General features: G+C 68.0%; 31 protein-coding genes. 15 read left to right on the plus strand and 16 right to left on the minus strand.

Annotated elements, in window-relative coordinates; genetic code table 11:
- Nucleotides 1–32: 32 nt before the first annotated feature.
- Nucleotides 33–734 (minus strand): pirin family protein, encoded by a 702-nt coding sequence (locus GGQ62_RS14495; RefSeq protein ID WP_167649688.1) that lies wholly within the window; start codon nucleotides 732–734, stop codon nucleotides 33–35.
- A 137-nt stretch (nucleotides 735–871) separates the two neighbouring features.
- On the opposite strand from GGQ62_RS14495, the gene GGQ62_RS14500 reads away from it, so the two are divergent.
- The gene (locus GGQ62_RS14500) at nucleotides 872–1,060 is read left to right on the plus strand and encodes a hypothetical protein (protein WP_152578028.1); all 189 of its coding nucleotides are present in this window, start codon (nucleotides 872–874) and stop codon (nucleotides 1,058–1,060) included.
- Here GGQ62_RS14500 and GGQ62_RS14505 read toward each other — a convergent pair.
- From GGQ62_RS14505 to GGQ62_RS14515, 3 genes are all read right to left on the minus strand, one after another.
- Nucleotides 1,057–1,755: an SDR family NAD(P)-dependent oxidoreductase gene (locus tag GGQ62_RS14505; protein ID WP_152578027.1), complete on the minus strand. Its 699-nt coding sequence runs from the start codon at nucleotides 1,753–1,755 to the stop codon at nucleotides 1,057–1,059. The two genes, GGQ62_RS14500 and GGQ62_RS14505, sit on opposite strands and share 4 nt — an antisense overlap.
- Nucleotides 1,756–1,816: 61 nt before the next feature.
- Nucleotides 1,817–2,161: an ATP-dependent Clp protease adapter ClpS gene (clpS, locus tag GGQ62_RS14510; RefSeq protein WP_152578026.1), complete on the minus strand. Its 345-nt coding sequence runs from the start codon at nucleotides 2,159–2,161 to the stop codon at nucleotides 1,817–1,819.
- 174 nt (nucleotides 2,162–2,335) lie between these two features.
- Entirely contained in the window at nucleotides 2,336–3,076 is a 741-nt protein-coding gene (locus GGQ62_RS14515) for a phasin family protein (protein WP_152578025.1), read from the minus strand.
- Nucleotides 3,077–3,274: 198 nt separating this feature from the next.
- On the opposite strand from GGQ62_RS14515, the gene GGQ62_RS14520 reads away from it, so the two are divergent.
- The 3 genes from GGQ62_RS14520 to GGQ62_RS14530 are packed head-to-tail and all read left to right on the plus strand — an operon-like array spanning nucleotide 3,275 to nucleotide 5,843.
- Nucleotides 3,275–3,925 carry a DUF969 domain-containing protein gene (locus tag GGQ62_RS14520; protein WP_152578024.1) on the plus strand — a complete coding sequence of 217 codons (651 nt, stop codon included), beginning with the start codon at nucleotides 3,275–3,277 and terminating at the stop codon, nucleotides 3,923–3,925.
- Nucleotides 3,922–4,860, plus strand: coding sequence for a DUF979 domain-containing protein (locus tag GGQ62_RS14525; RefSeq protein ID WP_152578023.1), 939 nt, complete (start codon nucleotides 3,922–3,924; stop codon nucleotides 4,858–4,860). The genes GGQ62_RS14520 and GGQ62_RS14525 overlap by 4 nt, the downstream gene beginning before the upstream one ends.
- Nucleotides 4,857–5,843: a DUF2891 domain-containing protein gene (locus tag GGQ62_RS14530; RefSeq protein WP_152578022.1), complete on the plus strand. Its 987-nt coding sequence runs from the start codon at nucleotides 4,857–4,859 to the stop codon at nucleotides 5,841–5,843. The genes GGQ62_RS14525 and GGQ62_RS14530 overlap by 4 nt, the downstream gene beginning before the upstream one ends.
- 124 nt (nucleotides 5,844–5,967) lie before the next feature.
- Here the strand turns inward: GGQ62_RS14530 and GGQ62_RS14535 are convergent, their stop codons facing one another.
- The gene (locus tag GGQ62_RS14535) at nucleotides 5,968–7,221 is read right to left on the minus strand and encodes an acetyl-CoA C-acetyltransferase (protein WP_167649712.1); all 1,254 of its coding nucleotides are present in this window, start codon (nucleotides 7,219–7,221) and stop codon (nucleotides 5,968–5,970) included.
- A gap of 152 nt (nucleotides 7,222–7,373) precedes the next feature.
- Between GGQ62_RS14535 and GGQ62_RS14540 the strand changes: the two genes are divergently transcribed.
- The 5 genes from GGQ62_RS14540 to GGQ62_RS14560 all read left to right on the plus strand — a co-directional run bounded on the left by GGQ62_RS14540 (nucleotide 7,374) and on the right by GGQ62_RS14560 (nucleotide 11,014).
- A complete protein-coding gene (locus GGQ62_RS14540; protein WP_152578021.1) occupies nucleotides 7,374–7,760 on the plus strand; it encodes a hypothetical protein in 387 nt (128 codons plus the stop codon).
- Between the two features lie 173 nt (nucleotides 7,761–7,933).
- Nucleotides 7,934–8,428, plus strand: a complete 495-nt coding sequence (locus GGQ62_RS14545) for a copper chaperone PCu(A)C (RefSeq protein WP_152578275.1) — start codon at nucleotides 7,934–7,936, stop codon at nucleotides 8,426–8,428.
- A complete protein-coding gene (locus GGQ62_RS14550) occupies nucleotides 8,425–8,604 on the plus strand; it encodes a hypothetical protein (protein ID WP_167649689.1) in 180 nt (59 codons plus the stop codon). The genes GGQ62_RS14545 and GGQ62_RS14550 overlap by 4 nt, the downstream gene beginning before the upstream one ends.
- A complete protein-coding gene (locus GGQ62_RS14555) occupies nucleotides 8,601–10,565 on the plus strand; it encodes a TonB-dependent receptor family protein (RefSeq protein ID WP_243446157.1) in 1,965 nt (654 codons plus the stop codon). The genes GGQ62_RS14550 and GGQ62_RS14555 overlap by 4 nt, the downstream gene beginning before the upstream one ends.
- A gap of 68 nt (nucleotides 10,566–10,633) precedes the next feature.
- On the plus strand, nucleotides 10,634–11,014 hold the full coding sequence (locus GGQ62_RS14560; RefSeq protein WP_152578019.1) for a hypothetical protein: 381 nt from the start codon (nucleotides 10,634–10,636) through the stop codon (nucleotides 11,012–11,014).
- 27 nt (nucleotides 11,015–11,041) lie between these two features.
- Here GGQ62_RS14560 and queA read toward each other — a convergent pair whose 3' ends face one another.
- The 9 genes from queA to GGQ62_RS14605 all read right to left on the minus strand — a co-directional run bounded on the left by queA (nucleotide 11,042) and on the right by GGQ62_RS14605 (nucleotide 18,139).
- Nucleotides 11,042–12,100 (minus strand): tRNA preQ1(34) S-adenosylmethionine ribosyltransferase-isomerase QueA, encoded by a 1,059-nt coding sequence (gene queA / locus GGQ62_RS14565; protein ID WP_167649690.1) that lies wholly within the window; start codon nucleotides 12,098–12,100, stop codon nucleotides 11,042–11,044.
- Between the two features lie 13 nt (nucleotides 12,101–12,113).
- Nucleotides 12,114–12,842 carry a peptidylprolyl isomerase gene (locus GGQ62_RS14570; protein ID WP_152578017.1) on the minus strand — a complete coding sequence of 243 codons (729 nt, stop codon included), beginning with the start codon at nucleotides 12,840–12,842 and terminating at the stop codon, nucleotides 12,114–12,116.
- Nucleotides 12,839–13,339, minus strand: coding sequence for a pantetheine-phosphate adenylyltransferase (coaD, locus tag GGQ62_RS14575; RefSeq protein WP_481133107.1), 501 nt, complete (start codon nucleotides 13,337–13,339; stop codon nucleotides 12,839–12,841). Before coaD ends, GGQ62_RS14570 begins: the two co-directional genes overlap by 4 nt.
- 12 nt (nucleotides 13,340–13,351) lie before the next feature.
- A complete protein-coding gene (locus tag GGQ62_RS14580; RefSeq protein WP_152578274.1) occupies nucleotides 13,352–14,251 on the minus strand; it encodes a polyprenyl synthetase family protein in 900 nt (299 codons plus the stop codon).
- A gap of 14 nt (nucleotides 14,252–14,265) precedes the next feature.
- Nucleotides 14,266–14,526: an exodeoxyribonuclease VII small subunit gene (locus GGQ62_RS14585; RefSeq protein ID WP_152578015.1), complete on the minus strand. Its 261-nt coding sequence runs from the start codon at nucleotides 14,524–14,526 to the stop codon at nucleotides 14,266–14,268.
- Between the two features lie 67 nt (nucleotides 14,527–14,593).
- On the minus strand, nucleotides 14,594–15,400 hold the full coding sequence (locus tag GGQ62_RS14590; protein ID WP_152578014.1) for an enoyl-CoA hydratase-related protein: 807 nt from the start codon (nucleotides 15,398–15,400) through the stop codon (nucleotides 14,594–14,596).
- A gap of 85 nt (nucleotides 15,401–15,485) precedes the next feature.
- Nucleotides 15,486–16,382: a formylglycine-generating enzyme family protein gene (locus tag GGQ62_RS14595; protein ID WP_167649713.1), complete on the minus strand. Its 897-nt coding sequence runs from the start codon at nucleotides 16,380–16,382 to the stop codon at nucleotides 15,486–15,488.
- A 15-nt stretch (nucleotides 16,383–16,397) separates the two neighbouring features.
- Nucleotides 16,398–17,531, minus strand: coding sequence for a M14 family metallopeptidase (locus GGQ62_RS14600; protein ID WP_152578013.1), 1,134 nt, complete (start codon nucleotides 17,529–17,531; stop codon nucleotides 16,398–16,400).
- Nucleotides 17,531–18,139 carry a DUF4136 domain-containing protein gene (locus GGQ62_RS14605; RefSeq protein ID WP_167649691.1) on the minus strand — a complete coding sequence of 203 codons (609 nt, stop codon included), beginning with the start codon at nucleotides 18,137–18,139 and terminating at the stop codon, nucleotides 17,531–17,533. Before GGQ62_RS14605 ends, GGQ62_RS14600 begins: the two co-directional genes overlap by 1 nt.
- A 179-nt stretch (nucleotides 18,140–18,318) precedes the next feature.
- Here GGQ62_RS14605 and ykgO point away from each other — a divergent pair, with 179 nt between their 5' ends.
- Together ykgO and GGQ62_RS14615 are read left to right on the plus strand one after the other, a co-directional pair.
- Entirely contained in the window at nucleotides 18,319–18,444 is a 126-nt protein-coding gene (gene ykgO / locus GGQ62_RS14610; protein ID WP_152578011.1) for a type B 50S ribosomal protein L36, read from the plus strand.
- Between the two features lie 56 nt (nucleotides 18,445–18,500).
- The gene (locus tag GGQ62_RS14615; protein WP_152578010.1) at nucleotides 18,501–19,142 is read left to right on the plus strand and encodes an HAD family hydrolase; all 642 of its coding nucleotides are present in this window, start codon (nucleotides 18,501–18,503) and stop codon (nucleotides 19,140–19,142) included.
- Here the strand turns inward: GGQ62_RS14615 and GGQ62_RS14620 are convergent.
- Nucleotides 19,130–19,798, minus strand: coding sequence for a TetR/AcrR family transcriptional regulator (locus GGQ62_RS14620; protein WP_167649692.1), 669 nt, complete (start codon nucleotides 19,796–19,798; stop codon nucleotides 19,130–19,132). The two genes, GGQ62_RS14615 and GGQ62_RS14620, sit on opposite strands and share 13 nt — an antisense overlap.
- 90 nt (nucleotides 19,799–19,888) lie before the next feature.
- On the opposite strand from GGQ62_RS14620, the gene GGQ62_RS14625 reads away from it, so the two are divergent.
- The 4 genes from GGQ62_RS14625 to GGQ62_RS14640 all read left to right on the plus strand — a co-directional run bounded on the left by GGQ62_RS14625 (nucleotide 19,889) and on the right by GGQ62_RS14640 (nucleotide 24,417).
- Entirely contained in the window at nucleotides 19,889–21,316 is a 1,428-nt protein-coding gene (locus tag GGQ62_RS14625) for an efflux transporter outer membrane subunit (RefSeq protein ID WP_152578008.1), read from the plus strand.
- Nucleotides 21,317–21,325: 9 nt separating this feature from the next.
- Nucleotides 21,326–22,489 (plus strand): HlyD family efflux transporter periplasmic adaptor subunit, encoded by a 1,164-nt coding sequence (locus GGQ62_RS14630; RefSeq protein ID WP_152578007.1) that lies wholly within the window; start codon nucleotides 21,326–21,328, stop codon nucleotides 22,487–22,489.
- A gap of 26 nt (nucleotides 22,490–22,515) precedes the next feature.
- A complete protein-coding gene (locus tag GGQ62_RS14635) occupies nucleotides 22,516–24,066 on the plus strand; it encodes a DHA2 family efflux MFS transporter permease subunit (RefSeq protein WP_243446156.1) in 1,551 nt (516 codons plus the stop codon).
- A 138-nt stretch (nucleotides 24,067–24,204) separates the two neighbouring features.
- Nucleotides 24,205–24,417 carry a hypervirulence associated TUDOR domain-containing protein gene (locus GGQ62_RS14640; RefSeq protein ID WP_152578006.1) on the plus strand — a complete coding sequence of 71 codons (213 nt, stop codon included), beginning with the start codon at nucleotides 24,205–24,207 and terminating at the stop codon, nucleotides 24,415–24,417.
- An 18-nt stretch (nucleotides 24,418–24,435) separates the two neighbouring features.
- On the opposite strand, the gene pyk is transcribed toward GGQ62_RS14640, so the two are convergent.
- Nucleotides 24,436–25,887: a pyruvate kinase gene (gene pyk / locus GGQ62_RS14645; RefSeq protein WP_152578005.1), complete on the minus strand. Its 1,452-nt coding sequence runs from the start codon at nucleotides 25,885–25,887 to the stop codon at nucleotides 24,436–24,438.
- Between the last annotated feature and the right edge of the window lie 43 nt (nucleotides 25,888–25,930).

The raw sequence follows: 25,930 nt of genomic DNA on the forward strand, positions 1-25,930 counted from the left end.
CAAAGGCCGGTGCGCGCCACGGTCGGGCGGGGTCAGCCGAGGTCGAAGACCAGCACTTCCGCACCCTCGTCCGACTCCAGTGTGAGGCTGTCGACCTCCGCGACCGCAAGCCCGTCGCCCTGCGCCAGTTGCTGCCCCGCGACCGACAGGCCGCCGCGCGCCACCTGCAACCAGGCGTTGCCCCGCGCGATCGGCACCGCAAGGCTGCCCCCCGACGCCAGCAGCGCCCGTGAAATCGTCGCATCGCTGTGAATGGTCACTTCGGCGGCGCCGCCGTCGGGGCTGGCGATCCGGTCGAGCCGGGTGTCACCAGGCGCTGCAATCGGAAGCGTCTTCTGCTCATACCCCGGTGCGATCCCGCGCTGGTTCGGCAACAGCCAGATCTGCAGCAGATGCACCGGGTCGGTCCGGGAGGCGTTGAATTCGGAATGTTCGATGCCGCTGCCCGCGCTCATCCGCTGGGCGTCGCCCGGCCGGATGACCGCGCCGGTGCCGAGGCTGTCCTTGTGCGCCAGCGCGCCATCGAGAATATAGGTGACGATCTCCATGTCGCTGTGGCCGTGCGTGGGAAAGCCGCCGCCGGCGGCCAGCCGGTCCTCGTTGATGACGCGCAGGCTGCGAAATCCCATGTATCGCGGGTCACGATAGTCGCCGAACGAAAAACTGTGCGCGGTGTCGAGCCAGCCGAAATCGAACTTGCCGCGCGCGTCGGAGGGGCGATGAAGCATTTTCATGGGGACAGGTCTCCGCGATCGATATCGTCCCGCTCTGGGGTGGTAATCTGCAGGAGTCCAGAGCGCCGGCCGATCGGCCGCATCGTGGCGGAACCGGTCGCGGCCTGCGGTGTTCAATGCGGCAAAGGAGATAGAAAATGATGAAGGCAGTTGTAATCGGTCTGGGGTTTGCAGGCCTGGCCTGGTGGCTGGGGCAGCGTGCTTCCGGCGCCATCAAGGATGCCGTCGGTGGCGCTCATACGCCCGATGGACAGGACAGCTCGGCGTCCTATCGTGCCGGAATCGCCGACGAAAACAGCATCCCGGACGCCGTTCGCGCCTTCTAGGGCGCGATCTCGGCGCCTTGCCAGTCGATCAGCCGGCCCGACCGGGCCGGTGTTGCGGCATCGATTACCGCCAGCAAGTGCAGGGCGGCGACGTCGGGTGTGAACAAGGTTCGGACGTTGCGCTGGAAAGGCTTCGACAAAGCGGTGTCGACGGTTCCCGGATGGAGCGCCAGGACGATCGATTCGGGATTTTTGCGCGCCTGCTCGATCGCGAGCGTGCGGATGAGCGCGTTGAGCGCCGCCTTCGACGCGCGATAGGCGTGCCAGCCGCCGAGCCTGTTATCGCTCGTCGATCCGACTCGCGCCGAAAGTGCGGCGAACACCGTCTTGCGGCCCTTGGGCAGCAGCGGCAGGAACGCCTGGGCGACGAGTGCAGGGCCGGTGGCATTGACGGCAAAGGCATGGGCGAAAGCCGAAGCCGACAAGGCCCGGAGGTCGCGTTCGGGCGCCATTGCCTGGTCGTGCAAAAGCCCAGTGGCGACGATGACCAGATCGGGCGGGCGGACGAGCGATGCCGCTGCGGCCGCGATGCTGGGCGGATCGGTGAGGTCGAACCCCGAGTGTCGCGACAGGCGGGTGACAAGGCCCACTCGCGCATCGGAGTCCAAGTGGTCGGCCAGCGCCGCCCCGATGCCCCCCGTCGCTCCGATGATAACGGCATGAAGATCGGCTGGGAAACTGGGGAGGCGGGTCATCGCACCGCCATAGGGCTACGGACCAGGCTGCGCGATACGACGCAATGCCGCTTGGGAAATGTCAGTCCTTTTCCATCGTGCACTGCAGCGGGTGCTGATGCTCCCGGGCAAAATCGATGACCTGGTTGACCTTGGTCTCCGCCACTTCATAGGTGAACACGCCGCAGATGCCGACCCCGCGCTGGTGCACGTGCAGCATCACCCGCGTTGCATCCTCGATGGTCATCTTGAAAAAGCGCTGAAGGGTCAGGACGACGAATTCCATCGGCGTATAGTCGTCGTTGAGCATCAGCACCTTGTACAGCGCCGGCTTGGCCGTGCGCGTCCGGGTCTTGGTGGCGACGCCGACTCCGGTGGTGCCACCGGCGCCGCCGGTGTCGTCCTCGCTGCTCGCAATGGGGATCATGATTGTCAAAGGGGGGCCTGCTCCGAAGGGGCTGCGCAGTTCCTATATACGATGGCCGCAGCCGTTAGAAAAGACCGTGCCGGCCTTTGCGGCGTCTTGCAGCAGCGGCATTCCCCGGAAACGCGAACGGGCGGGCGCGTCGCCGCGCCCGCCCGTCGATGACACGCCGAACGCTTACTTGGTGAAGGCGGTCTTCATCTTGTCGGTGGTGATGGCGACGCGGTTCTGGACCGGCTCCATCACTTCGCCCGAAAGCTTGACCATCATTTCGGTCATCTTGGAAAATTCCGAAACAGCGACGTCGAACTGCGTCTTGGCGAAATCGCTCTGGAGCTGGAACAGCTCGTTCGGGGTCTTGGCGCTGGTCATGGCGCGCGCGGCCGTCGTCGTGCTTTCGAAGCTCTTGCGCGACACTTCGCTGATATGCTGCGCCAGGGTTTCGAAACCGGCCGCTGCAGCGCGTGCCGAAGCGAGCAGCGCTTCGACATTGCCGCGCGCGACGTCGGTCATTTCCTCGATCGACTTCATGCTGGCTTCGGCGGCATCCTTGGCCTGGGCAGCGACCTGCTCCATGGCGGCCTTGCCGTTCGACATTGCCGATTCGGCGCTTTCGTTGAACTGGTTAACCGTGGATTTGACGGTCTCGCTGGTGTTTTCAAAGGCAGTGGCCATGACAGGTTCCTCGTAACTGGGGTTGGGAAGCGGGCTGATCGGGACAGATTTCAAAACAGGCAGTGGGCGCGGGGCGGCCGGGACCGCCTGGTCTTCGGCGGGAGCAGCTGCGTCCACGGTGACAGCCGTGTCTGCAACGGCTGTCGCACGCTCGGCAACGCTCGCTGCACCTTCGGACGCAACCGTCTTGGCGGCGCGGCCGGGGCGCGGACGCTTGATGGTGACGTTCTTGCTGCCGGTCATCGAATGCTCCAGCAATGCGACCGCAGGATGGTCTTGCTGCGATGCAACATAGCGCCGGATCGGACCGAAATCAAGACCTATGTTGCACCGCAACAATTGTCTGAGTTAACTGTTTGTTATGCGCCGGAGGAGCGTTGGTCGGGACTGCACAACGCCGGCCGTGCTGCTAGGGTCTGTGCCGCGTTGGAGGGGACAGACATGTGGCCACTGCTCGGGCTTGGCATCTTGATCATCGGCTTTGCCTTGCGGATCAATCCGCTGCTGGTGGTCGTCGCTGCGGCGTTCGGCAGTGGCATCGGCGCCGGCCTGACGCCGGTTGCGGTCGTTGCTGCCCTGGGCAAGGCGTATAACGGCAGCCGCTATGTGACGGTGCCCTGGCTGATCCTGCCGGTCATCGGGATGCTGGAACGCGCCGGATTGCGCGAACGGGCGCGGCAGATCGTCGGCGACATGGCAGCGGCGACCACCGGACGCCTGCTGCTGGTCTACATGATTTTCCGCCAGATCACCTCGGCGGTCGGGCTGACCGCGATTGCCGGCCATGCCCAGACGGTGCGCCCGCTGCTGGCACCGATGGCCGAGGCCGCGGCGGAGCGCGCCGATCCCGCCATTGGCCGCGCCGGGCGGATGCGAGTGCGGGCGATGGCTGCCGCGACCGACAATATCGGCATGTTCTTCGGCGAGGATATCTTTCTCGCCGTGGCGTCGATCCTGCTGATCAAGGGCTTTCTTGAAAGCCAGGGGATTATCGTGACGCCGTTGCAGCTCTCCGTCTGGGCGATCCCGACCGCTATTGCGGCCTTGCTGATCCACGGCGCACGGCTGTTGCGCATGGACCGCCGCCGATGATCGGCTTGCCCTTCGTCTATGCCGTCGCCGGGTCGGTCTTCGGGGCCTGGGCGGTGCTGACCTTGGCCGATCGTCGGCAGCCGCGGCGCTGGACCAGCGCCGCCTTCTGGGGATTGATCAGCCTCAGCTTCCTCGCCGGTGACCGGATCGGCGACCTTGGCAACGGTGTGCTGGTGCTGGCGCTGGTTGCCATCGGCGGCAGCGGATGGCTGGCGCGCGCCGAGCCGCCGACCACGAGCGATGCCGACCGCGCGGCAAGCGCCGCGGTGCGAGGCAACCGGCTGCTGCTGCCGGCGCTGATCGTGCCGACGGTGGCGCTGGCCGGGACGCTGGCGGCGCCCGTCCTGGGCTTTGTCGATCCCAAGCAGGTGACGCTGGTCTGCCTGGCCGCCGGCGCCATCATTGCCGTGGGGGTGACGATGTGGTGGCTGCGGCCGCCGCCGCTGGCGCCGCTGCAGGAGGGGCGGCGGCTGGTCTCGCAGATCGGCTGGGCGATCCTCCTGCCGCAGCTGCTTGCCAGCCTGGGCGCGGTGTTCGCGCTGTCGGGGGTCGGCACGATCATCGGCGGCAGCGTCGGCACGCTGATCCCCGATGGCGCGCGGTTCATTGCCGTGGCGGTGTTCACGCTCGGCATGGCGGGTTTCACCATGGTGATGGGCAATGCCTTTGCGGCGTTTCCGGTGATGATGGCGGCCGTCGGCCTGCCGGTGCTGGTGCAGGCACTCGGCGGCAACCCGGCGATCGTTGCTGCCATCGGCATGCTGGCGGGGTTCTGCGGGACGTTGCTGACGCCGATGGCGGCGAATTTCAACATCGTGCCGGCGGCGCTGCTGGAACTCGATGATCGCAGCGGTGTCATCAAGGCGCAGGTGGCAACGGCGCTGCCGCTGCTGGCGATCAACACCCTGCTGATATGGGGACTGGCATTTCGATGATCCTGGATGAATTGAGCGCGGCGACCCTGGCGCGGATCGCGCTGGGGCATGTGACGCGCGAATATCCGCACAAGCTGGACCATGTCATGGACGGCCCCGGCGATGCGCGGACGCCGCGCGACCTGCACCCGATGTTCTTCGGCAGCTTCGACTGGCACAGCTGCGTCCATGGCTGGTGGCTGCTGCTGCGGCTGTTGCGGCGATTTCCGGGCCATGCGGCGGCGGGCGACACAAGGGCACTGGCGGCGGAGATATTGACCGCCGACCATGCAGCAGCGGAACTGGCCTATCTCGCGGCGCCTTCGTCGCGCGGGTTCGAGCGGCCCTATGGCTGGGCCTGGCTGCTGGCGCTGCATGCCGAAGCAGCGCGGCACGACGACCCGCGCTTTGCCAAGGTGCTGGCGCCGCTGGCAACGGCCTTCGCCGAACGCACGCGCGCCTATCTGCCGCAGCTGACCTATCCGATCCGCACCGGCAGCCATGGCAACACCGGCTTTGCGTTGGTGCTGATGGCGGACTGGGCACGGGACCATGACCCGGAGCTGCTCACGTTGATGGCGGTGCGGGCGCGGGACTGGTTCGGCCGGGACCGTGATGCGCAGGTGTTCGAGCCCGATGGCGATGCGTTTCTGTCCCCCACGCTCACGGCCGCGCTGGCGATGGCGACGCTGTTGCCCCCGGCCGAGTTCCGCGCCTGGTTCGCCGCCTATCTGCCCGATGTGGCGCGGCAGGCGCCGGCGAGCCTGTTCACCCCGGCGCGAGTTAGCGATCGCAGCGACGGCAAGATCGCGCATCTCGATGGCCTCAATCTCAGCCGTGCCTGGTGCTGGACGGGCATTGCCGGGCGACTGGAGGGCGACGATGGGGTCATCCGGGGGACGGCGCGGGTGCATCTGGAGGCCGGGTTGCCGCATATCGCGGGCGATTATGCGGGCGAACATTGGCTGGCGACGTTCGCGCTGCTGGCGCTGGAGGGCCTGTAAACCTCTCCCCGCCGGGGAGAGGTTGAGAGACGGCGTAGCCGGCCCGGGAGAGGGGAGACTCTGTTGGAAAAGGCCCCTCTCCCGGCTCTGCGCCAGTCCGACCTCCCCCCGGCGGGGGAGGTGCTTAGACGCGTTCGATGATGATTGCCGGGGCCATGCCGCCGGCGGCGCACATCGTCACCAGGCCGCGCTTGAGGCCGCGGCGTTCGAGTTCGTCGAGGACGGTGCCGATCAGGATCGAGCCGGTGGCGCCGATCGGGTGGCCGAGCGCCATGGCGCCGCCGTTGACGTTGACCTTGTCACGGTCGAGGCCGAGATCGCGGATGAATTTTTCGGCGACGACGGCGAAGGCCTCGTTGATTTCCCACAGGTCGATATCGTCGACCGTCAGCCCGGCCTTGGCGAGCACCTTGCGGGCGGCGGGAACGGGGGCGTTGAGCATCAGCGTCGGGCAATCGCCGACATTGGCGGTGGCGACGATGCGGGCGCGCGGCTTCAGGCCGTGTGCTTCGGCATACTCTTTCGAAGCGAGCAGAATCGCGGCGGCGCCATCGACGACGCCGCTGGAATTGCCGGCGTGGTGAACGCCCGAAAATTCGAGGTCGGGATATTTGGCGTTGATCGACTGGCGGAAGGTCTGGCCGTCGGGCTGGATCGAGGCGTCGGCGACAGCGTCGAACGAGGCTTTCAGCCCGGCAAGGCCCTCGGCGGTCGTCTGCGGGCGCGGGAACTCTTCGTGATCGAGCGCGACCGAGCCATCTTCGTTGTAGACGGTGACCAGGCTCTTGTCGAAACGGCCTTCCTTGATGGCGATGTCGGCGCGGCGCTGGCTTTCGAGGCCGAGGGCATCGACGGCTTCGCGGCTGATGCCTTCCATGGCGGCGATGGCATCACCGCAGACGCCCTGGTGCGACTGGGGGTGGATCTTCTGCAGCGCGGTATTGCCCGATCCCATGCCCATCGGCTTGATGCCGGCGGCATATTCCTCGGCGCCGATGGTGGTGGTGTAGCTCATCATCTCGGTGCCGCCAGCGATGACCAGGTCCTCCATGCCGGACATGATCTGCGCGGCGGCCAGGTTGACGCTGGTGATGCCGCCGCCGCAGAAGCGATCGAGCGTCATGCCGCTGGCCTTGATGTCATAGCCCGCCGCCAGCGCCGACATGCGGCCGAGGTCGCCGCCCTGCTTGCCCTTTTGCGTTGAGGTCGACCAGATGATGTCGTCGACATCCGCAGTGTCGAGATTGTTGCGGTCCTTGAGCGCCTTCAGCACGGTGGCGGCAAGGTGCTGCGGGTGGAGGTGCGACAGCGCACCCTTGCCGGGCTTGCCGATGCCACGCGGGGTGCGGACAGCGTCGATGATATAGGCTTCGGGCATGTCGAGGTCCTCGATGGAAAATCCGACGCTGCACCATGGTCCGGCGCTTGCCAACTTAGCGAGACAGACAGGGCCGACGCATCGGGCCGGCAACGCGGGCACGGCGCAACGGCGCTTTCCAGCGCCGCCGAAGCGGTCTAGGGGCAGCGCCGATGACCCGCCGCGCGCCCTTTGCGAGCCTCGCCTTCAGCCTCGGCCTGTGCGCCGCGCTGCTGGCCCTGTGCCTGCGGTTGATGGCGCCGGTCGGCTGGATGCCGGTGGCATCGGGCAATGGCGTCATCTTCACCTTGTGCTCGGGGATCGGGTCGGAAATGCCGGATGTCGGCACATCCGGATCCCCCGATACCGCCGAAGCGCACCAGGCGCCCTGTGCGTTCAGCGGCATCGGCACGCCGGCACTGCCGGACCTGCCGCCGGACGTGGCGCTGGCGGTCTTTCTCGTCTTCATCGCGCTGGGGCTCGCCGCCGTCCCGCGCCTGCATATATTGGCGGTTGGCTGGCTGCGGCCACCGTTGCGCGGGCCGCCCTCGCGCGTTTGACGCGCCCTCGGGCTGCGCCCGAAGCATTGCTGCGCGTCTGACGCGCCGCCCCCAATTGCGCCCGGGCGCGTCACCTGATCCTGCTTCGTCTGCCTGGCCGCTGGCCGGGCTACACTGCCATTGGCGCGCGCCGCAATCGGCACCGCGCCCGATCGAGAGACATTCCCATGACCATGACCAACCGCCCGCTGCCGGGCGTTGCCGCCGTGCTGGCGCTGTTGACCGCCGCCATGGCGCCGGCCCCGGTGGCGGCGCAGCACGTCCGGGTCGCCGGCCTGACGCTCGCCAAGCCCTGGACGCGGGCCACCGCCGGCAAGGTCGGTGCCGGCTTCGTTGCCATCACCAATGCCGGAACGTCGCCGGACCGGCTGTTGTCCGCGACGTCCCCGGCCGCGAACAAGGTCGAGATCCACACGATGACGATGGATGGCGGCATCATGCGGATGCGGCCCTTGCCGGATGGCATCGCCGTGCCCGCGGGCGGGACAACCAGCCTGGCGCCGGGCGGCAACCATCTGATGCTGATCGGCCTGAAAGCGCCGCTGGTCGAAGGCACGCTGGTGCCGCTGACGCTCAACTTTGCCACGGCGGGGCCGGTCAAGGTCGCGCTGAAGGTCGCAGCGGCGGGTGCCATGGCGCCAGCCCCCGGCGATCAACAAGCCAAATGACGCCGACGCCCGCTGGTGCGGATCGGGCGCTGGGCTGCCGTGGCGATGGCGGCGCTGCTGAAACGCTCCAGTCTCAAACACTTCCCGGCGCAGCGCTGCCGCGCGCCGGTGACCTCAAATCCAAGGATATTCCATGTTTCATCGTTCGATTCTTCTTGCCGGCATCGCTGGCATGACCGCCATGCCGCTGCACGCCGAGGTGGCGGCCGACGCCTTTGTCACGGTGACGGCGACGGCGCAGCGCGATGCGGACGCCGCCGCTGCCCGCGAACGGATTGCCCGCACCCCCGGCGGTGCATCGGTGACCGAGGCGAGCGAATTCGCCGACCGGCTGGCGGTCAATTTCCGCGACACGCTGGCGTTCGCGCCGGGGGTGTTCGCCCAGTCGCGCTTCGGTGAGGAGGTGCGGCTGTCGATTCGCGGCTCGGGTATCGGCCGCGGCTTTCATTTGCGCGGCGTGACCTTGTTGCAGGATGGCGTGCCGATCAACCTGGCCGATGGCAGCGGCGATTTCCAGGAACTCGACCCGACGGTGTTCCAGCGGATCGAGGTCTATCGCGGCGCCAATGCGCTGCGCTTCGGCGCGTCGAGCCTGGGGGGCGCCATCAACGCGGTCACGCCGACCGGGCGCACAGCGCCGACGCTGGCGCTGCGGCTGGAAGGCGGCAGCTTCGGCACGGCACGCGCCACGGCGCAGGCGGGCCTTGCCGACGGGCCGGGCGATGGCTTTATCGCTGTCAGCTATCTGCGCGACGACGGCTATCGGGCGCAGAGCGCGCAGGAGAAGCTGCGGGTCAACGGCAATATCGGCTTGCAGTTGAGCGATGCCGTCGAGACGCGATTCTATGGTTCGATGAATTTCATCGACCAGCAGGTGCCGGGGACGCTGACGCGGGTGCAGGCGCTGACGACGCCGCGCGCAGCGCCCGCGACCAACATCGTCAACGCCTATGCCCGCGATATCCGCTCGCTGCGGGTGCAGAACAGGACCCGATTCGATCTCGGCGCGACTCGCATCGAGGCCGGTCTTTTCCTCAATGCCAAGGACCTGTTCCACCCGATCTTTCAGGTTATCGACCAGAAATCGACCGATTGGGGCGGCTATGCCCGGCTCGATACCGCCGGCAACGTTGCCGGCGTGAAGGTCGAGGCGACGCTGGGGACGACGCTGCGCACCGGCAAGACGGCGGCGAAGCAATATCTCAATATCGGCGGCCGGCGCGGGGCATTGACCGCCAATGTCGACCAGTTCGCCGATGCCTTCGACGGCTATGGCGAAGTGCGCGTCTATCCGGTCGCAACATTGGCGCTCGTCGGCGGTGCGCAGTTCACCCATGGCAAGCGGCGGGTGGACAACAAGCTCAACCCGGCGATGAATGCCGAGCGGTCGTTCGACGAATGGTCGCCCAAGATCGGGGCGATCTGGACGCCGGCACGCGATGTGCAGGTCTTTGCCAACTATAACCGCGCCGTCGAGATTCCGACCTTTTCAGAAATCGTCCAGGCGCCGATCGCCGGCTTCGTCCCGCTCGATCCGCAGCGCGGCTGGACGCTGGAGGTCGGCACGCGCGGGCGGACGGGCGTGCTGGCCTGGGACCTGTCGCTCTATCGCGCCGATCTGCGCGGCGAGTTGCTGGGTTTCACCGTCGATCCCGATGTGCCGGCGGCGACGTTCAACGCCGACCGGACCCGGCACCAGGGCATCGAGGCCGGGCTCGACATCGTCGTCGCATCCTGGATGACGCTGCGGCAGGTGTACCAGTACAATGACTTCACCTTCCGCGGCGATGCCCAGTATGGCAACAACCGCATCGCGGTGGTGCCGGAACATCTGTACCGGGCCGAAGTCCAGCTGGGCAACGAAACCGTCCGGGTGGCGCCGAATGTCGAATGGATCCCGCGCGGCGCCTTTGCCGATTATCGCAATACGGTGCGCAACCCCGGCTATGCATTGATCGGCGTCAGTGGTTCCGTCGCGGTGGCACAGGGCGTGCGGTTGTTCGCCGATGGCCGCAACCTGGCGAACAAACGCGGCATCGGCGATGTGTCGGCGGTGGTGCAGGCAACGCCGGCGTCGGCAATCTACTATCCGGTGGAAGGCCGGGCGGTGTTCGGCGGCATTCGCGCCGCGTTCTGAGGGATGGCGGCGGGTCGGGGGGCACGCGCTTGCCCCCCGGCGGGCTGCCGGTCTATCGTTGCCGACGGATGGACAAGGGATGGGCGATGCCGACCTGGCCGGCACTGGTGGTCTTTGGCGCGACGGTCGCCATCGGGCTCTACATGGGGCTGCAATATCTGCGCGGGGTGCGCAACAACCGCATGCTCGTCGGCGTCCATGTGCTGATCGGGGTGGCGGGGCTGGAAGTGTTCGCGCTGCTGCTGCGCGGCGCGCCCGATGGCACGCATCTGGCGGAAAGCCGCATGGGCCCGGCGTCGGCGCTGTTGCTGGCGGCGGCGCTGTTCACCGGCTTTCTGGTGCCCCTGATCGCAGCGCCGAAGCCGGCGGCGACGGGGCCGGCGCTGGCCGTGCATGCGGTGGCGGGGACGATCGGGTTCGGGGCATTGCTGCTGTGGGTGCTGGGGTAGGGCGGCAGCATCCCGGCCGTCCCGCGATCACGGGAGCGAGGACGGTGATCGATCCCGACCCGGCAACAACAGGCTGCCGTCGCCATAGCTGTAGAAGCGGTAGCCGCTGGCGATGGCATGGGCATAGGCCGACTGCATCGCATCCAGCCCCATCAGCGCGCTGACCAGCATGAACAGCGTCGATTTCGGCAAATGGAAGTTGGTGACCAGGCCATCGATGGCGCCGAAGCGATAGCCGGGGGTGATGAAGATCGCGGTATCGCCGCTGAACGGCTGGATGACGCCCCTTGCATCGACGGCGGATTCGAGCAGGCGCAACGCGGTGGTGCCGACGGCGATGACGCGGCCGCCGGCGGCGCGGGCGGCGTTGAGCCGGTCGGCCGTGGCGGCATCGATGCTGCCCCATTCGGCGTGCATGCGATGATCGTCGGTGTCGTCGGCCTTGACCGGCAGGAAGGTGCCGGCGCCGACATGGAGGGTGACGGTTTCGCGGCCGATGCCGGCCGCCGTCAGCCGATCCCAAAGCGCCGGCGTGAAGTGCAGCCCGGCGGTGGGTGCCGCCACGGCACCGTCGCGGGCGGCGTGCAGCGTCTGGTAATCACTGGCGTCGCGGGCGTCGGTGGGGCGTTTGGAGGCAATATAGGGCGGCAGCGGCATGGCGCCGGCGGCTGCCATGGCGGTATCGAGCGGGGCGTCGGCGGTGAACCGCCACAGGATCGCGCCCTCGTCATTGCGTTCCAGGACGGTGCCGGCCAGGCCGGCGCCGAAATCGACGCGGTCGCCGATGTGCAGGCGGCGGGCGTTCTTGACGAAGCTCCACCAGACATCGGCGGCTTCGCGCTTGTGCAGGGTCACGCCGATGCGGGCGTTGCCGCGCACTCCGTGGAACTGGGCCGGGATGACGCGGGTATCGTTGACGACGAGGACGTCGCCGGGGCGCAGCGCCTGCGGCAGATCGTGGAAGACGCTGTCGGCGAGCGGCTGCCCGGCGGCGACGACGAGCAGCCGGGCGGCATCGCGCGGCACCGCCGGGCGCAGCGCGATGCTGGCCTCGGGCAGGTCGAAATCGAAATCGGCGACGCGCATCGGGCGGTGCCGCCTATTGCGGCGGCGCGACCGGGTTGGTGGGCAGCGTCGCCTGCGGGATCGCCGCGGGCGCGAGGGGAGCGGACGGGATGGGGGTGGATGGGGCCGGCGGCGGCACATGGTCGGTTTCGATCGAGGCCTTCAGGATGCGCGTCGGCGTGGCAGGCGGTTCGCCGACGGCGATGGCATCGACGAACTTCATGCCCTCGATGACCCGGCCCCAGATCGTATAGGTCCGGTCGAGCTTCAGCACCGGTTGCAGGACGATGTAGAACTGGCTGTTGGCGCTGTCCTCCGATTGGGCGCGCGCCATGGCGAGCGCACCGCGGACGTGCGGCAGGTCGTTGAACTCGGCCTTCAGGTCGGGCAGTTTCGACCCGCCGGTGCCGGTGCCGGTGGGGTCGCCGCCCTGCGCCATGAAGCCTTCGATGACGCGATGGAACACCGTGCCGTCGTAGAAGCCCTGGCGGGCGAGGGTGCGGATGCGCTCGACATGCTTGGGTGCCACATCGGGGCGCATGACGATGCGGACGCGGCCGCCCGACGACAGGTCGAGGACGAGGACGTTTTCGGGCTCGATCTTGGTGACACTGCCGGCAATCGTCGGCGCCGGTCCCATCTTGGGCAGCACCGGCAGCGGCTTGAGGTCGGCCTTGGACGGACCGCCCTGCGCCATCGCCAGGCTGGCGGTGGCCAGCAGCACGAAGGCCAGGAAGCGCCGCAGCATCGACACGATCGTCATTGTTGCCCTCTCAGGCCGGTTTCGGCGACGCGAGCGACGACATCGGCGGCGACGCGCGGGGTGACGAACTTGCGGATATCACCGCCGTAGATGGCGATTTCCTTGACCAGCCGCGAAGCAATCGGCTGCAACGCGACATCGGCCATCAGGAACACCGTCTCGATGCGCGAATTGAGCTGCTGGTTCATCCCCGCCATCTGATATTCATATTCGAAATCGGCGACGGCGCGCAGGCCGCGGACGATCATGCTGGCGCCCTGGGCCTCGGCGAACTTCATCAGCAGCGCATCGAAATCGACGACATCGACATTGCCGATGCCTTCGACCTCGCGCTCAACCTGCGCCTTGCGTTCAGCGAGGGTGAACATCGGCGATTTCGACGGGTTGGTGGCAACGCCGATGACCAGCCGGTCGACCAGATGGGCGCCGCGCCGGATGATGTCCATATGGCCCAGCGTCAACGGGTCGAACGTCCCAGGGTAAACGCCGATACGCATGTGCAGACTATCCTATCGGTCGCGTTCGATGGCGAAGCGCGCGATGGCGCGCAGCAGGTCGGCCTCCTGGCCGAAATGCTGGAGATGGGCAATCGCCTGGTCGATCAGCATGGTGGCCTGGGTGCGGGCCCGCTCCACCCCGAGCAGCGACACGAAGGTCGCCTTGCCGGCGGCTTCGTCCTTGCCCACGGCCTTGCCGGTGTTGGCAGCGGAGCCTTCGACATCGAGGAGATCGTCGGCGATCTGGAAGGCAAGACCGAGGTCGCGGGCATAGCCGCGCAGCGGCGTGCGCTGGTCGGCGGGGACGCGGCCCATGATGGCACCGGCTTCGAGACAGAAGCCGATCAACGCGCCGGTCTTGAGCTGCTGCAGGCGGGTGACGCCGGCGAGGTCGTAGAGTTCATGCTCCGCCACCAGGTCCATCATCTGGCCACCGGCCATGCCGACGGGGCCGGACGCTTCGGCGAGTTCGATGACCAGTTCGGCACGCGCCAGCGCATCGTCATGGGTGGCGGGTTCGGCGAGGATCTGGAAGGCCAGCGCGTGCAGCGAGTCGCCGGCAAGGACGGCGGTCGCCTCGTCAAAGGCCTTGTGGACGGTCGGCTTGCCGCGGCGCATGTCGTCGTCGTCCATGCACGGCAGGTCGTCGTGGATCAGCGAATAGCAATGGACACATTCGATGGCGAGGGCGACGCGCAGCGCCTTGTCGCGATCGATGCCGAACAGGTCGCAGGCCGCGACGACCAGCAACGGCCGCATCCGCTTGCCGCCGCCGATGACCGCGTGGCGCATGGCGTTGAACAGGCGGGCGCGGCTGTCTTCCGGCACCGGCAGCAGCCGGTCGAAGCGCTGGTCCATCGCCTTGCCGATGGCGTCGAGCGCTGGTTTCAGGCTGATCGACGCTTGCACCATATCGACTTTCGAACTCATTGCTGTGCGGGCGTGCCGGCGGCATCGAACGGCCGGGTGCCGACAGCTTCCCCGGCGTCGTTCTGCTGGATGGCCTCGATCCGCGCCGTCGCCGATTTCAGCTTGGCGTCGCAATGGGCCTTCAACGACTGGCCCTCGGTATAGAGGGTGATCGAATCCTCGAGGCTGGCCTCACCGCTTTCCAGCCGCTGGACAATGGTTTCCAGGCGTTTCAACGCATCCTCGAACGAGAGGGCGGCGAGATCGGGGGCTTCCATGGGGCGTGTTTGAACGGGCGCGTGATGATGGTCAAGCGCGGGTATCAGCCCCTGTCATTGACCCAGATCATTTTCCGGTAAAGGCAGCGGGCCGTTTTTGCAGGAAGGCCGCGACGCCTTCGCCGAAATCGGCGCTGCGGCCGGCATGGAGCTGGTTGCGGCGTTCGACCATCAGCGCTTCGGTCAGCGTCTTGTCGAGGCTGTCGCGCAGCCCCTGGCGGATCAGCGTATAGGCGCGGGTCGGGCCCTTGGCCATCTTGGCGGCGATGGCGTTGACGGTGGTCATCAGCTCGGCATCGTCGACCGCCTTGTAGATCATGCCCCAATCCTCGGCGGTTTCGGCCGGCACGCGTTCGCCCAGCATCATCATCGCCTGGGCGCGTGCCTTGCCGGCGAGGCGTGGCAGCATCCAGGTCGAACCGACGTCCGGGACCAGCCCGATGTTGACGAACGCCTGGAGGAAATAGGCGGACTTTGCTGCCACGACGATGTCGCCGGCGAGCGCATAGGAGCAGCCCGCGCCGGCGGCGGCGCCGTTGACGGCGGTGATGAACGGCACCGGCAGCGCGAACAGCCGTTCGAGCAGCGGGTTGAAATGGGTTTCGAGCACCTTGCCGGCGTCGACGGGACCCGACGTGCGTTCTCCGCCGCCGCCGGCACCGCCCCCCGCCAGGTCGGCGCCCGAACAGAAGGCGCGGCCGGTGCCGGTCATCACCAGCACGCGGGCATCGGACACACCGTCGCGGATGGTGTCGACGGCGTGGATCATCTCCGCGATCACCCCGACATGCAGCGCATTCATCCGTTCCGGCCGGTTGATGGTCAGCGTGGCGACGCCATCGGCTTCGGTGAAAAGGATATGCTCATAGGCCATGGCGGACGCTCCCCGGCGTTGGTGGACGCTCGGGTGATAGGCTTTGTGACGCCGGGCGTAACCGGCAAAATCGTCAGCGCCGGGTTCAGCGCACCACGCAGCGAAAGCCGATATGGCAGGTCGAGGTGTCGATCGATTCGGCGTGGCGCGCGGCGGGGCGGTAGCGCCGGCAATAGCTGGGGGCGCACAGGAAACTGCCGCCTTTCAGCACCTTTTGCGGGATCGGCGCCGCCGGGTCGATGGTGCCGGCCTGCGGGCCGCGGGGGTTGCGGGGGATGCAGCAGGGCCGGGCCGGGTCGGCGGCATGGCGCGGCTGATACCAGTCCTGCGTCCATTCCCAGACATTGCCGATCAGGTCGAACACGCCATGGCCGTTGGCCGGATAGCTGGCGACGGGGGAGGTCGCCTCCCAGCCGTCCTCGCGGGTATTGCGGAACGGGAAGCGGCCTTGCCAGGTGTTGGCCATGTGGCGGCCGCCGGGACGGAACACCTCCCCCCAGGCATAGGTGGCGCCTTCCAGCCCGCCGCGCGCTGCATATTCGAACTCGGCTTCCGTCGGCAGGTCCTTGCCGGCCCAATCGGCATAGGCGCGTGCATCGGCATGGCTGACATGAACGACGGGATGGTCGCCGAGACCGGCGAGGGTCGAAGTCGGGCCATAGGGGTGGCGCCAGTCAGCGCCGCGGCACAATTCCCACCATTGCGACCAGTCGGCGGTATCGACCGGGCCCCGGGTCTTGCGGAACACCAGGCTGCCGGCAAACAGCATCTGCGGCAGCGCGGCGGGGTAATCTTCGGCGCGCGGCGCGATCTCCGCGGTGGTGACATGGCCGGTGGCGGCGACGAAGGCGGCAAAGTCGCGGTTGGTGACAGGCGTGCGGTCGATGCGAAAGGCATCGACTTCGACAAGATGCGACGGCGCTTCCTCCGGATAGCCATCATCGGCGCCCATCCGGAAGCGGCCGGCGGGGATGGCGACCATGGCATCCATCGGCGGTCAGCGCAGCTGGTCGACGATCTCGGCGAGCGCGGCGAGGCAATCACGGCCCAGCGCCTTGCTGCGTTCGGGCGACCAGCCGCGCAGCGGATCGGGAAGGTCGTTGTTGTCCTTGAACGGCATTTCCAGCGTCATCGCGAGGCAGCCGAAGCGTTCCGCCAGCGCATTGGTGCTCATCGTCAGATTGGCCTTGCCCGGGCCGGCCGGGGGGTAGCCGATGCGGGTCTGGAAATCGGGCGTCAGCCGCGCGAGGCGGGACTTGTAATCGGTCAGCAGTGCCAGCTGGCGGTCGGTGATCGACGGAATGCCTTCAAAGCCGGCGATGAAGACCTGGGGGATGGCCTCGTCACCATGCACATCCATGGCGAAATCGACGCCGCTGGCCTGCATCGCCGTGAGCACGGCAAGGACTTCGGGGGATTTTTCCGCCGTCGGCCCGGCCCATTCGCGGTTGAGGTTGGTGCCGGCGGCGTTGGTGCGCAGGTGGCCGCGCCGTGACCCGTCCGGGTTCATGTTGGGAATGATGTGGAAACTGGCGGCCGCGCGCAACTTGCGCGCGACCGGATCGGCCACGTCGACAAGCCGGTCGAGCGCGCCTTCCATCCACCATTCGGCCATGGTTTCGCCGGGGTGCTGGCGGGCATAAAGCCAGACCTGGCGCGGCCCGGTGCCGAGGCGGATGCGGTCGATCGACTGGCCATCGAGACTGTGCCCGACGATATCGGTGGCAACGCCTTCGCAGGCGCCGATGCGGGCAACCAGGTCGTGGTGCCGCTCCATCGAATAGGGGGCGAAATAAGCGAACCAAAGCGCGTCGGCAGCGGGGGTGATGTCGATGGTCAGCGTGCCGTTGCCGGCGGCAGCATCATACCGCGCCGGAGCGCGGGTCCAGGTCCGGCGGTCGGCGGAGACGGCGACCGCATAGTCGGGCCAGCCGCCGGGATAGGCGCTGCCGGCCAGGTCGACGATGCGGATGGTGCAGCGGGTGTCGCGGGCGCCGCTGAGGCGGAAATGGAACCATTGGTAAAAATCGGAATGGGCGTCGCGGCGAATGGCGAGTTCGATATCGTCCGGCCCGCCGAGGCGGCGGACCGTGATGTTGCCGCTGTCAAAGCCCGAATCGACGCCGATCATCAGCGCAGCTTGACGATGACGGTGCGGCCGCTTTCGCCGGGGAAATCGGCGAGCAGGGCGCGGCTGAGCGCCGGGACGGCCGCGGACAGGTTGGACGCCTGTTCGCGCGCCGGGACTTCCTGGATGGCGCGGCCTTCCCAGACGGCGCTGTTGTCCGATTCGCGGCGGATGCGCAGCTGCAGGACGTTGACGCGGACATCATTGTTGCGCGGCGCGCCGACCGGCACGTTGACGCCGCCGCCGATGCCGACGTTGCGGCCGAAGCTGCCGCCGCCGATGCCGATCTGGAACGGCGGCGGCCCGGGAATGCCGGCGCGCGTCGTCTGCTGGATGCTGAGGATGGCGAGATAGGCCGTCGGCGCCGTGGTGGTCGGGCGCAGCCCATGCGCCGCAAGGTCGCGCGAGACGATGTCGGCATAGGTGCGGAACTCAAGCGGCACGGCCGTGCCAGGGGCGGCCGCCTCGACCGAGGGCACGACACGGATGCTGTCGGACGGAATCGGCACGCCGAGATGGAAGCGCGTCACTTCGGCGGTCGGCGTGGTGGTGCAGCCGGCGAGAGCGACCAGTGCGGCGAGCGCGAGCAGCGGGGCCTTGGGCATCGTCATGTGCGTGATCCTCTTGCGATCTCTTGCAAGCCTGTTGGCACCAACCATGCGCGCCCGCAACGGCAGATGGCGTGCAAGGCGGCAAGCGGCGGCTGGAATCGCGAAAAACATTGACTTGGGGCGCTGCTGACCCTAACCGGCGCCTTCGCATTTCAGCCCGTTTTTGTCAGAGAAGTCCCATGAAGGTTCGCAACAGCCTCAAGTCGCTGAAAAATCGCCACCGCGACTGCCAGGTCGTGCGCCGGCATGGCCGCACCTATGTCATCAACAAGACCAACCGCCGCTTCAAGGCGCGCCAGGGCTGATCGATCGGCCTGAGATTTTGGCCTGAGCGATTGCCCCGGACGGGGTCGGCACGAGCATGACGAAGATCAAGGCGGTCGTCTTCGACGTCGGCGATGTCCTGTACGGCTGGGACATCGGTGCCCTTTATGCCAAGTTGATCGCCGATCCGGTGCGGCGCGACTGGTTCCTGCGCACCGTCGTGACGCCGGACTGGCATTTCCAGCATGACCGCGGACGGCCGAGTGCCGAGACGATCCCCGAACTCCAGGCCCAATATCCCGCCGAGGCCGAATTGATCGGCGTCTATGCCGATCGCTGGCTGGAAACGATCACCGGGCCGGTTCCCGGCATGCACGCGCTGGTTGCCGAACTGGCCGACGCCGGCGTGCCGCTGTTCGGCATCACCAACTTTGCCGCCGAATTCTGGGATCGCTTTCGCCCGACCGCGCCGATCTTCGACCTGTTCGGCGATATCGTCGTGTCGGGGGCCGAACAGATGTTCAAGCCGGAACCGGCGATCTATCGCCTGGCGCTCCAGCGCTTCGGGCTGGTGCCGGGCGAAGGGCTTTTTGTCGACGACCGCATCGAGAATGTCCGCGGCGGCGCGGCAGAGGGTTTTCCCGGGCATCATTTCAGCGGTGCCGCGCGGCTGCGCGAGCGGTTGGTCGCCGAAGGGCTGCTGGACCACCCCGGCCGGCGCGGCGTTCAGGCGGCGTAGAGTCGCCAGAAGGCGGTGACGGCCTTGTCGGCATGGCTGTCGATCGCGGCATCATCGGGTTCGGCGGCGATGCCGAGGACACGTTGCAGGTGCAGGGCGCCGCGGCACAAAGTCAGGAAGGTCTGGGCGGCGGCAAGGCTGTCGGGGATCGACAGGCCGGCGTCGCCAGCGCGCTGGTCGAGATGCGTGCCGAGCCGCGCCGCCGCCGCCGCCGGGCCCGCTTCATACAAGCGGGCGCCCAGCGCCGGCCAGCGCTGCGATTCGGCCGCGATGATCTGGAACATGCGGACGGTATAGTCCGACATGATCAGCCGGATATAGCCGACGGCGATGCTGCGCAGCGATTCGCGCAGCGGCAGGTCGGCGGGGGTGTCGAACACCGCCTCGCGGGTGCGGGCGCAGGTGTCGGCGATCAGTGCTTCGAACAGCGCCTCCTTGCTGTCGAAATAGCTGTAGAGCGTGCCCTTGGAGCCGCCGAGCCGCACCGCGATCTGCGACATCGACGCGCCCTCATAGCCTGATTCGAGAAACACCTGGCGAGCGACGTCGAGGATGGCATCGCGGCGCTGCGGATTGGCGGAGCGGGGTGCGGGTTCGGGCGCGTTGGCGGCCGGCTTCGCCTTGGCGCGCAGATAGGTGTCCAATTGTTCATGCATTGTCGTGTCATCCGTTGCGATCCCGCATTGACGCGGGGGCATAGCTAAGTCTAGTTGACACGAACCGTACGGTACGGTCAACGGTGCATCATGGTTCGACAGCTTCTCTTTTCGGCAGGGTTGCTCGGTCTGGCGGTTCTCGCCGGCTGCGTGGCGCCGTCGCCGGATGCGGCCATGCGCCCGCGTCCGGTATCGGGCACGGCGAGCCTGGCGGCGCCAGCCGCGGCCTGGCCCAAGGCCGAATGGTGGCGTGCCTACAAGGACCCGCAGCTCGACGCACTGATCGCCGAGGCGCTGGCCGGCAGCCCCGACGTCGCCGCTGCCGAAGCGCGGTTGCACCGCGCCGAGGCACTGGCGCGGCAGGCCGATGCGGCGCGGCAGCCGTCGCTGTCCGCAAATGCTTCGACCGGGTTCAACAAGCAGAGTTACAACAACGGTATCCCGCCCGAATTCGTGCCGCGCGGCTATAACAGCGTCGGCCGCGCGACGCTCGATTTCAACTGGGAGATCGATTTCTGGGGCAAGAACCGCGCGGCATCCGCGGCGGCCGGGGCCGATGCGCGCGCCGCGGTCGCCGATCGCGCCGCGGCCGAGGTAATGTTGTCGACATCGGTGGCGTCGACCTATGCCCAGCTGGCGCAACAGTTCGCCCAGCGCGCCGTGGCGGTCGACGCGATCCGGCTGCGCGAGGCGACGCTGGGCCAGGTCGAGCAGCGCGTCATCGGCGGGCTCGACACCCGCGCCGAGCTGAAGGCGGCCGAAGCAGGGGTCCCGGCGGCGCGCGGCGACGTCGCGGCGATCGACGAATCGATCGCTATCACCCGCCACGCGCTGGCCGCGCTGCTGGGCGCCGGTCCCGATCGCGGCGCCGCGATCACGCCGCCGCCGCGCGTGCAACTGGCGGCGTTCGGCCTGCCGGCGACGCTGGCGGCGGACATCGTCGGCCGCAAGCCGGAGATCGTCGCGGCACGCTGGCGGGCCGAGGCGGCGGCACAGCGCATCCATGTCGCCCGGGCGCAATTCTATCCCAACGTCAACCTGGCGGCGTTCTTCGGCTTCCAGTCGCTGGGGCTGGCCAATCTGGTCGATGCCGGGTCGGACATCGGCCAGGTCGGGCCGGCGTTCAGCCTGCCGATCTTCGACGGCGGCCGGCTGAAGGCCAATCTGCGCGGCCAGGAGGCCGATTATGCGCTGGCGGTGGCGGATTACGATGGCGCGGTGGCGCGCGCCCTGCAGGACATTGCCGATGCGGCGGCGAGCACACGCGCGCTGACCGGGCGGCTGGCCGAAGCCCGCGCGTCGCTGGCGGCGGAGGAGGAGGCGTACAAGGTGGCGCAGATCCGCTTCACCGGTGGCCTTGCGAATTACCAGTCGGTGCTGATCGTCGAGGACAATGTGCTGCAGCGCCGCCGCCAGCTCGCCGACCTGGAGGCGCGGGCCTTCACGCTCGATGTGGCGCTGGTGCGGGCGCTCGGCGGCGGTTTCACCACTGCCGACACCGTTCTGGCCGCGAAGTAAGGATTTGCCATGGCCGATGCCGACCCCCAGCTGACCGTCCCGCCCGAGGCCGCCGGTGCGGACCCGAAGGTTGCGGCGCGCGCGGCGACGCGCAAACGGCTGTTCCGCATCCTGGGCCTTGTGCTGCTGGTCGCGGCCATCGGCTATGCGCTTTACTGGTTCGTCATCGGCCGCAACAATGTGACGACCGACAATGCCTATGTCGGCGCCAACAGCGCGCAGGTGACGGCGCTGACATCGGCGGCGATCCTGCGCGTGCCGGTGATGGAAACCGACGTCGTGCGGGCAGGCGACGTGCTGGTGGAGCTCGATCCCGCCGATGCACGGCTGGCGCTGGCGCAGGCCGAGGCGCAGCTGGCGAGCGCCGAACGGCGGGTGGCCGGCTATTATGCGCAAGGGTCGGCGTTGCAGGCGCAGCTGAAGGCGCGCGGTGCCGATATCGGCGCCGCCGACGCACGGGTGGCGAGCGCCGAGGCCGATCTGAAGCGGGCGCGGATCAACCTGCAGCGGCGCCAGGCGATCCAGGCATCGGGCGCGGTGTCGGGTGACGAGCTGACCGCGGCGCAGAATGCCGAGGCGACGGCGATCGCGGCCGTGAGCGTCGCCCGGGCGGCGCGGGCCGAGGCACTGGCGCAGGTGGGTGCCGCCAAGGGCACCGAGGCCGTTAACACGGCGCTGATCGCCGGCAGCTCGGCGCGCGAGAACCCCGAAGTGCGCGCGGCCCGCGCGGCGGTGGACCGGGCGCGGCTCGACCTCGATCGCACGATCATCCGCGCACCGCTGGCCGGTGTCATCGCCCGCAAGAATGCCGATATCGGTCAGCGCGTGGCGCCGGGCACGGCGTTGATGACGATCGTCCCGGTCGAAACCGCCTTTGTCGATGCCAATTTCAAGGAAAGCCAGCTGCAGAAGGTGCGGGTCGGCCAGAAGGTGACGCTGACATCCGACCTCTACGGCAGCGACGTCGTCTATCATGGGCGGGTCAGCGGGCTGGGCGGCGGCACCGGGGCGGCGTTTGCGCTGATCCCGGCGCAGAACGCCAGCGGCAACTGGATCAAGGTCGTCCAGCGGCTGCCGGTGCGCATCCTGCTCGACCCCAAGGAACTGCGCGAACATCCGCTGCGCATCGGGCTGTCGATGGAAGCCGATATCGACGTGTCCGGCGCGAACTGACACCTGATCCGGGCGGAAGGCACAACATGATGGCGCGACTGCCGTTTTTCCGCCCCGTGCCGATCGTCCAGGCGCCGTTGCAGGGTTCGACGCTGTTCGTCGGCGGCGCGCTGTTGGCGCTCGCCAATTTCATGGTTGTTCTCGACACGACGATCGCCAATGTCTCGGTGCCCAACATCGCCGGGGCGCTGGCGGTGTCGCCGACCCAGGGCACCTGGGTCATCACCTCCTATTCGGTGGCGGAAGCGATTACCGTGCCGCTGACCGGCTGGCTGGCGACGCGGTTCGGCACCGTGCGGGTGTTCTGCATCGCCATGGCAGGTTTTGCGCTGTTTTCGGCGCTGTGCGGCATTGCACCGTCGCTGGGCGTGCTGGTGGCATTCCGCGTCGGCCAGGGGCTGTGCGGCGGGCCGATGATCCCGCTGTCGCAGGCGCTGCTGCTGCGTGTCTTCCCGCCCGAAAAGGCGCCCATGGCGATCGGGCTATGGGCGATGACGACCGTGGTGGCGCCGGTGGCCGGGCCGATCCTGGGCGGGGTGATTTCGGACAATTACCACTGGTCGTGGATCTTCTTCATCAACGTGCCGGTGGCGGTCGCGGTGACGATCCTGTCGTGGCAGACCTTCCGCAGCCGGGAGACGCCGACCCAGCGGCGGCCGGTCGATTTCGTCGGGCTGGGGCTGCTGGTGCTGTGGGTCGGGTCGATGCAGATCATGCTCGACAAGGGCAAGGAGCTCGACTGGTTCGGTTCGCCGGTGATCGTCAGCCTGGCCATCGTCGCGGTGATCGGCCTGGCAGCATTCCTGATCTGGGAATTGACGGCGGAAGATCCGATCGTCGACCTGCGCATTTTCCGGCACCGGGGGTTCACGGTCGGGGCGGTGACGCTGTCGCTGACCTTCGGCGCCTATTTCGCCAGCATCATCCTCATCCCTTTGTGGCTGCAGACGAGCATGGGCTATACCGCGACCTGGGCCGGCTATGCGACGGCGGGCGGCTTCCTGGCGATCTTCTTCTCGCCGATCGCGGCGCAGCTGGTCGGCAAGGTCGATCCGCGGCTGCTCACTTCGGCGGGCATCCTGTGGTTCGCCGGCGTCACCTTCTGGCGTTCGGGCTTCACGACGGAGGTGGATTTCCTCCACATCTTCCTGCCGGCGGTGGTGCTGGGCATCGGCGTGCCGTTCTTCTTCGTGCCGACGACGCGGATTGCGCTGGGCGCCGTCGAGCCGCGCGAGACGGCCTCGGCGGCCGGCCTGTCGAACTTCATGCGGACAACGGCGGCGGCGTTTGCCGCGTCGATCACCACCACTGCCTGGGACAATGCGACGACCTCGGCACGCGACAATCTGGCGGGCACGCTCAACGGGGTGGAGGCACAGATCGACGCGCTGGTCGCCGCCGGGCTTTCGGCGGAGCAGGCGCTGCGGCAGATCGATGGCTTTGTGCAGATGCAGGCGGTGATGCTGGCGACCGACCGGATCTTCCTGATCACCAGCGTCGTCTTTCTGGCGTCGGCGGCGTTCATCTGGCTGGCGCCGCGGCCGCGCGTGGCGGTCGCGCCGGGGGCGGCGCATTAGCGGCAATCTTCTATCCGCTCAGGATGAGCGGGGGTGATGCGGTTGCTTGAGAATCCCCCGCCGCCGCGGTGAAACGCCACGCCGGGAACGCGCCGTCGGCGCTGCGCATTTCGGCAGCGGATGGCAGGGAGCGTCACGATGGCGGACAAGAAGCTGAAGGTCGGGGACACGGTCGAATGGGATTCGGCCGGCGGTCATTCGCGCGGCACGGTGACGGCAAAGGTCACCAAGACGGCAAAGGTCAAGGGCCATGTCGCCAAGGCGACCCCCGACGATCCGCAGTATAAGGTCAGGTCGGAAAGCGGCGGCGAGGCGATCCACAAGCCCGGGGCGCTGAAGAAAACGAAGTGACGAGGCGCCGGCGCCGCGTCAGCGGCCGTTGAGCTCGTCCCCCGTCAGGCGAACGACATGAACGACGTTGGTGGTGCCGGGAGTCGAGAAGGGCACGCCCGCGATCAGCACGAGCGGGTCGCCGCCGCGGCCGATACCGGTGCGCAACGCCATGCGCTTGGCCTTTTCGACCATCTCCTCGAAGCTGGTGATGTCGCGGGTGACGACGGCATGGACGCCCCAGACCAGCCCCATGCGCCGCGCCGTTTCGATACGCGGCGTCAGGCACAGCACCGGCAAGGCGGCGCGTTCACGCGCGGCGCGGCGGGCGGTCGAGCCGGACAGGGTGAAGCAGACGATCGATCGCGCCTTGATGGTGTGGGAGATCGAGGCGGCGGCAGCCGAAATGGCGTCGGCGGTCGAGACGCCGGCGTCGCTGTCGCTGAAATGGACCCGGGCATAATAGCCGGGGTCGGCCTCCACCTCGCGGGCGATGGCGTCCATCATGGCGACGGCTTCGACCGGAAACTGGCCGGCGGCGCTTTCCGCCGACAGCATCACCGCATCGGCGCCGTCGTAGATGGCCGTGGCGACGTCCGACACTTCGGCGCGGGTCGGCGACGGGCTGACGATCATCGATTCGAGCATCTGGGTGGCGACAACGACGGGCTTGCCGAGCGCGCGGGCCATGGCGACGATGCGCTTTTGCGCCGGCGGCACCTGTTGCGGCGGCAGTTCGACGCCAAGGTCGCCGCGCGCCACCATGACGGCGTCGGCACGTTCGAGGATTTCGGCGAGGCGTTCGAGCGCGGCGGGCTTTTCGATCTTGGCGAGAAGCGCGGCGCGATTGCCGATGATGGCGCGCGCCTCCGCCACGTCCTCGGGCCGCTGGACGAAGCTGAGTGCCACCCAGTCGACACCCTGGTCGAGCGCGAAGGCGAGGTCGGCGCGGTCCTTGGGTGTCAGCGCCGGCAGCGGCACGACGACATCGGGAACATTGACCCCCTTGTTGTCGGAGATGCGGCCGCCGACTTCGACACGGCAGTCGATCGCATCGGTGGCGACCGCGGTGACGCGCAGCACCAGCTTGCCGTCGTCGATCAGCAGCCGGGCGCCGGGGCGCAGCGCGGCGAACAATTCCTTGTGGGGCAAATGCACCCGCGTGTCGTCACCAGGGGCAGCAACGCGGTCGAGCCGGAAGCCGCTGCCGTTGACCAGCGTCGCGCTGCCGCCGGCGAAGCGGCCGACGCGCAACTTGGGCCCCTGCAGGTCGGCGAGGATCGTCAGCGGCCGCCCGTGGCTTTTCTCCACGGCGCGAATCGCCGCGATCAGCGCTGCCTTTTCCGGCAGGGTGCCATGGCTCATATTGACTCGAAAGGCGTCGGCGCCGGCGGCGAGCAGCGCCGCGATGACGCTTTCGCTGTTCGATGCCGGTCCCAGCGTCGCCAGCACCTTGACGCGCCGGGCACGCGGTTCGAGATGAGCAGCCATGATGACCCTTTGTCGATTGCAAGCGGCTGCCCTTTAGCGGCCC

Source organism: Polymorphobacter fuscus, assembly GCF_011927825.1.
Classification (GTDB): domain Bacteria; phylum Pseudomonadota; class Alphaproteobacteria; order Sphingomonadales; family Sphingomonadaceae; genus Sandarakinorhabdus; species Sandarakinorhabdus fusca.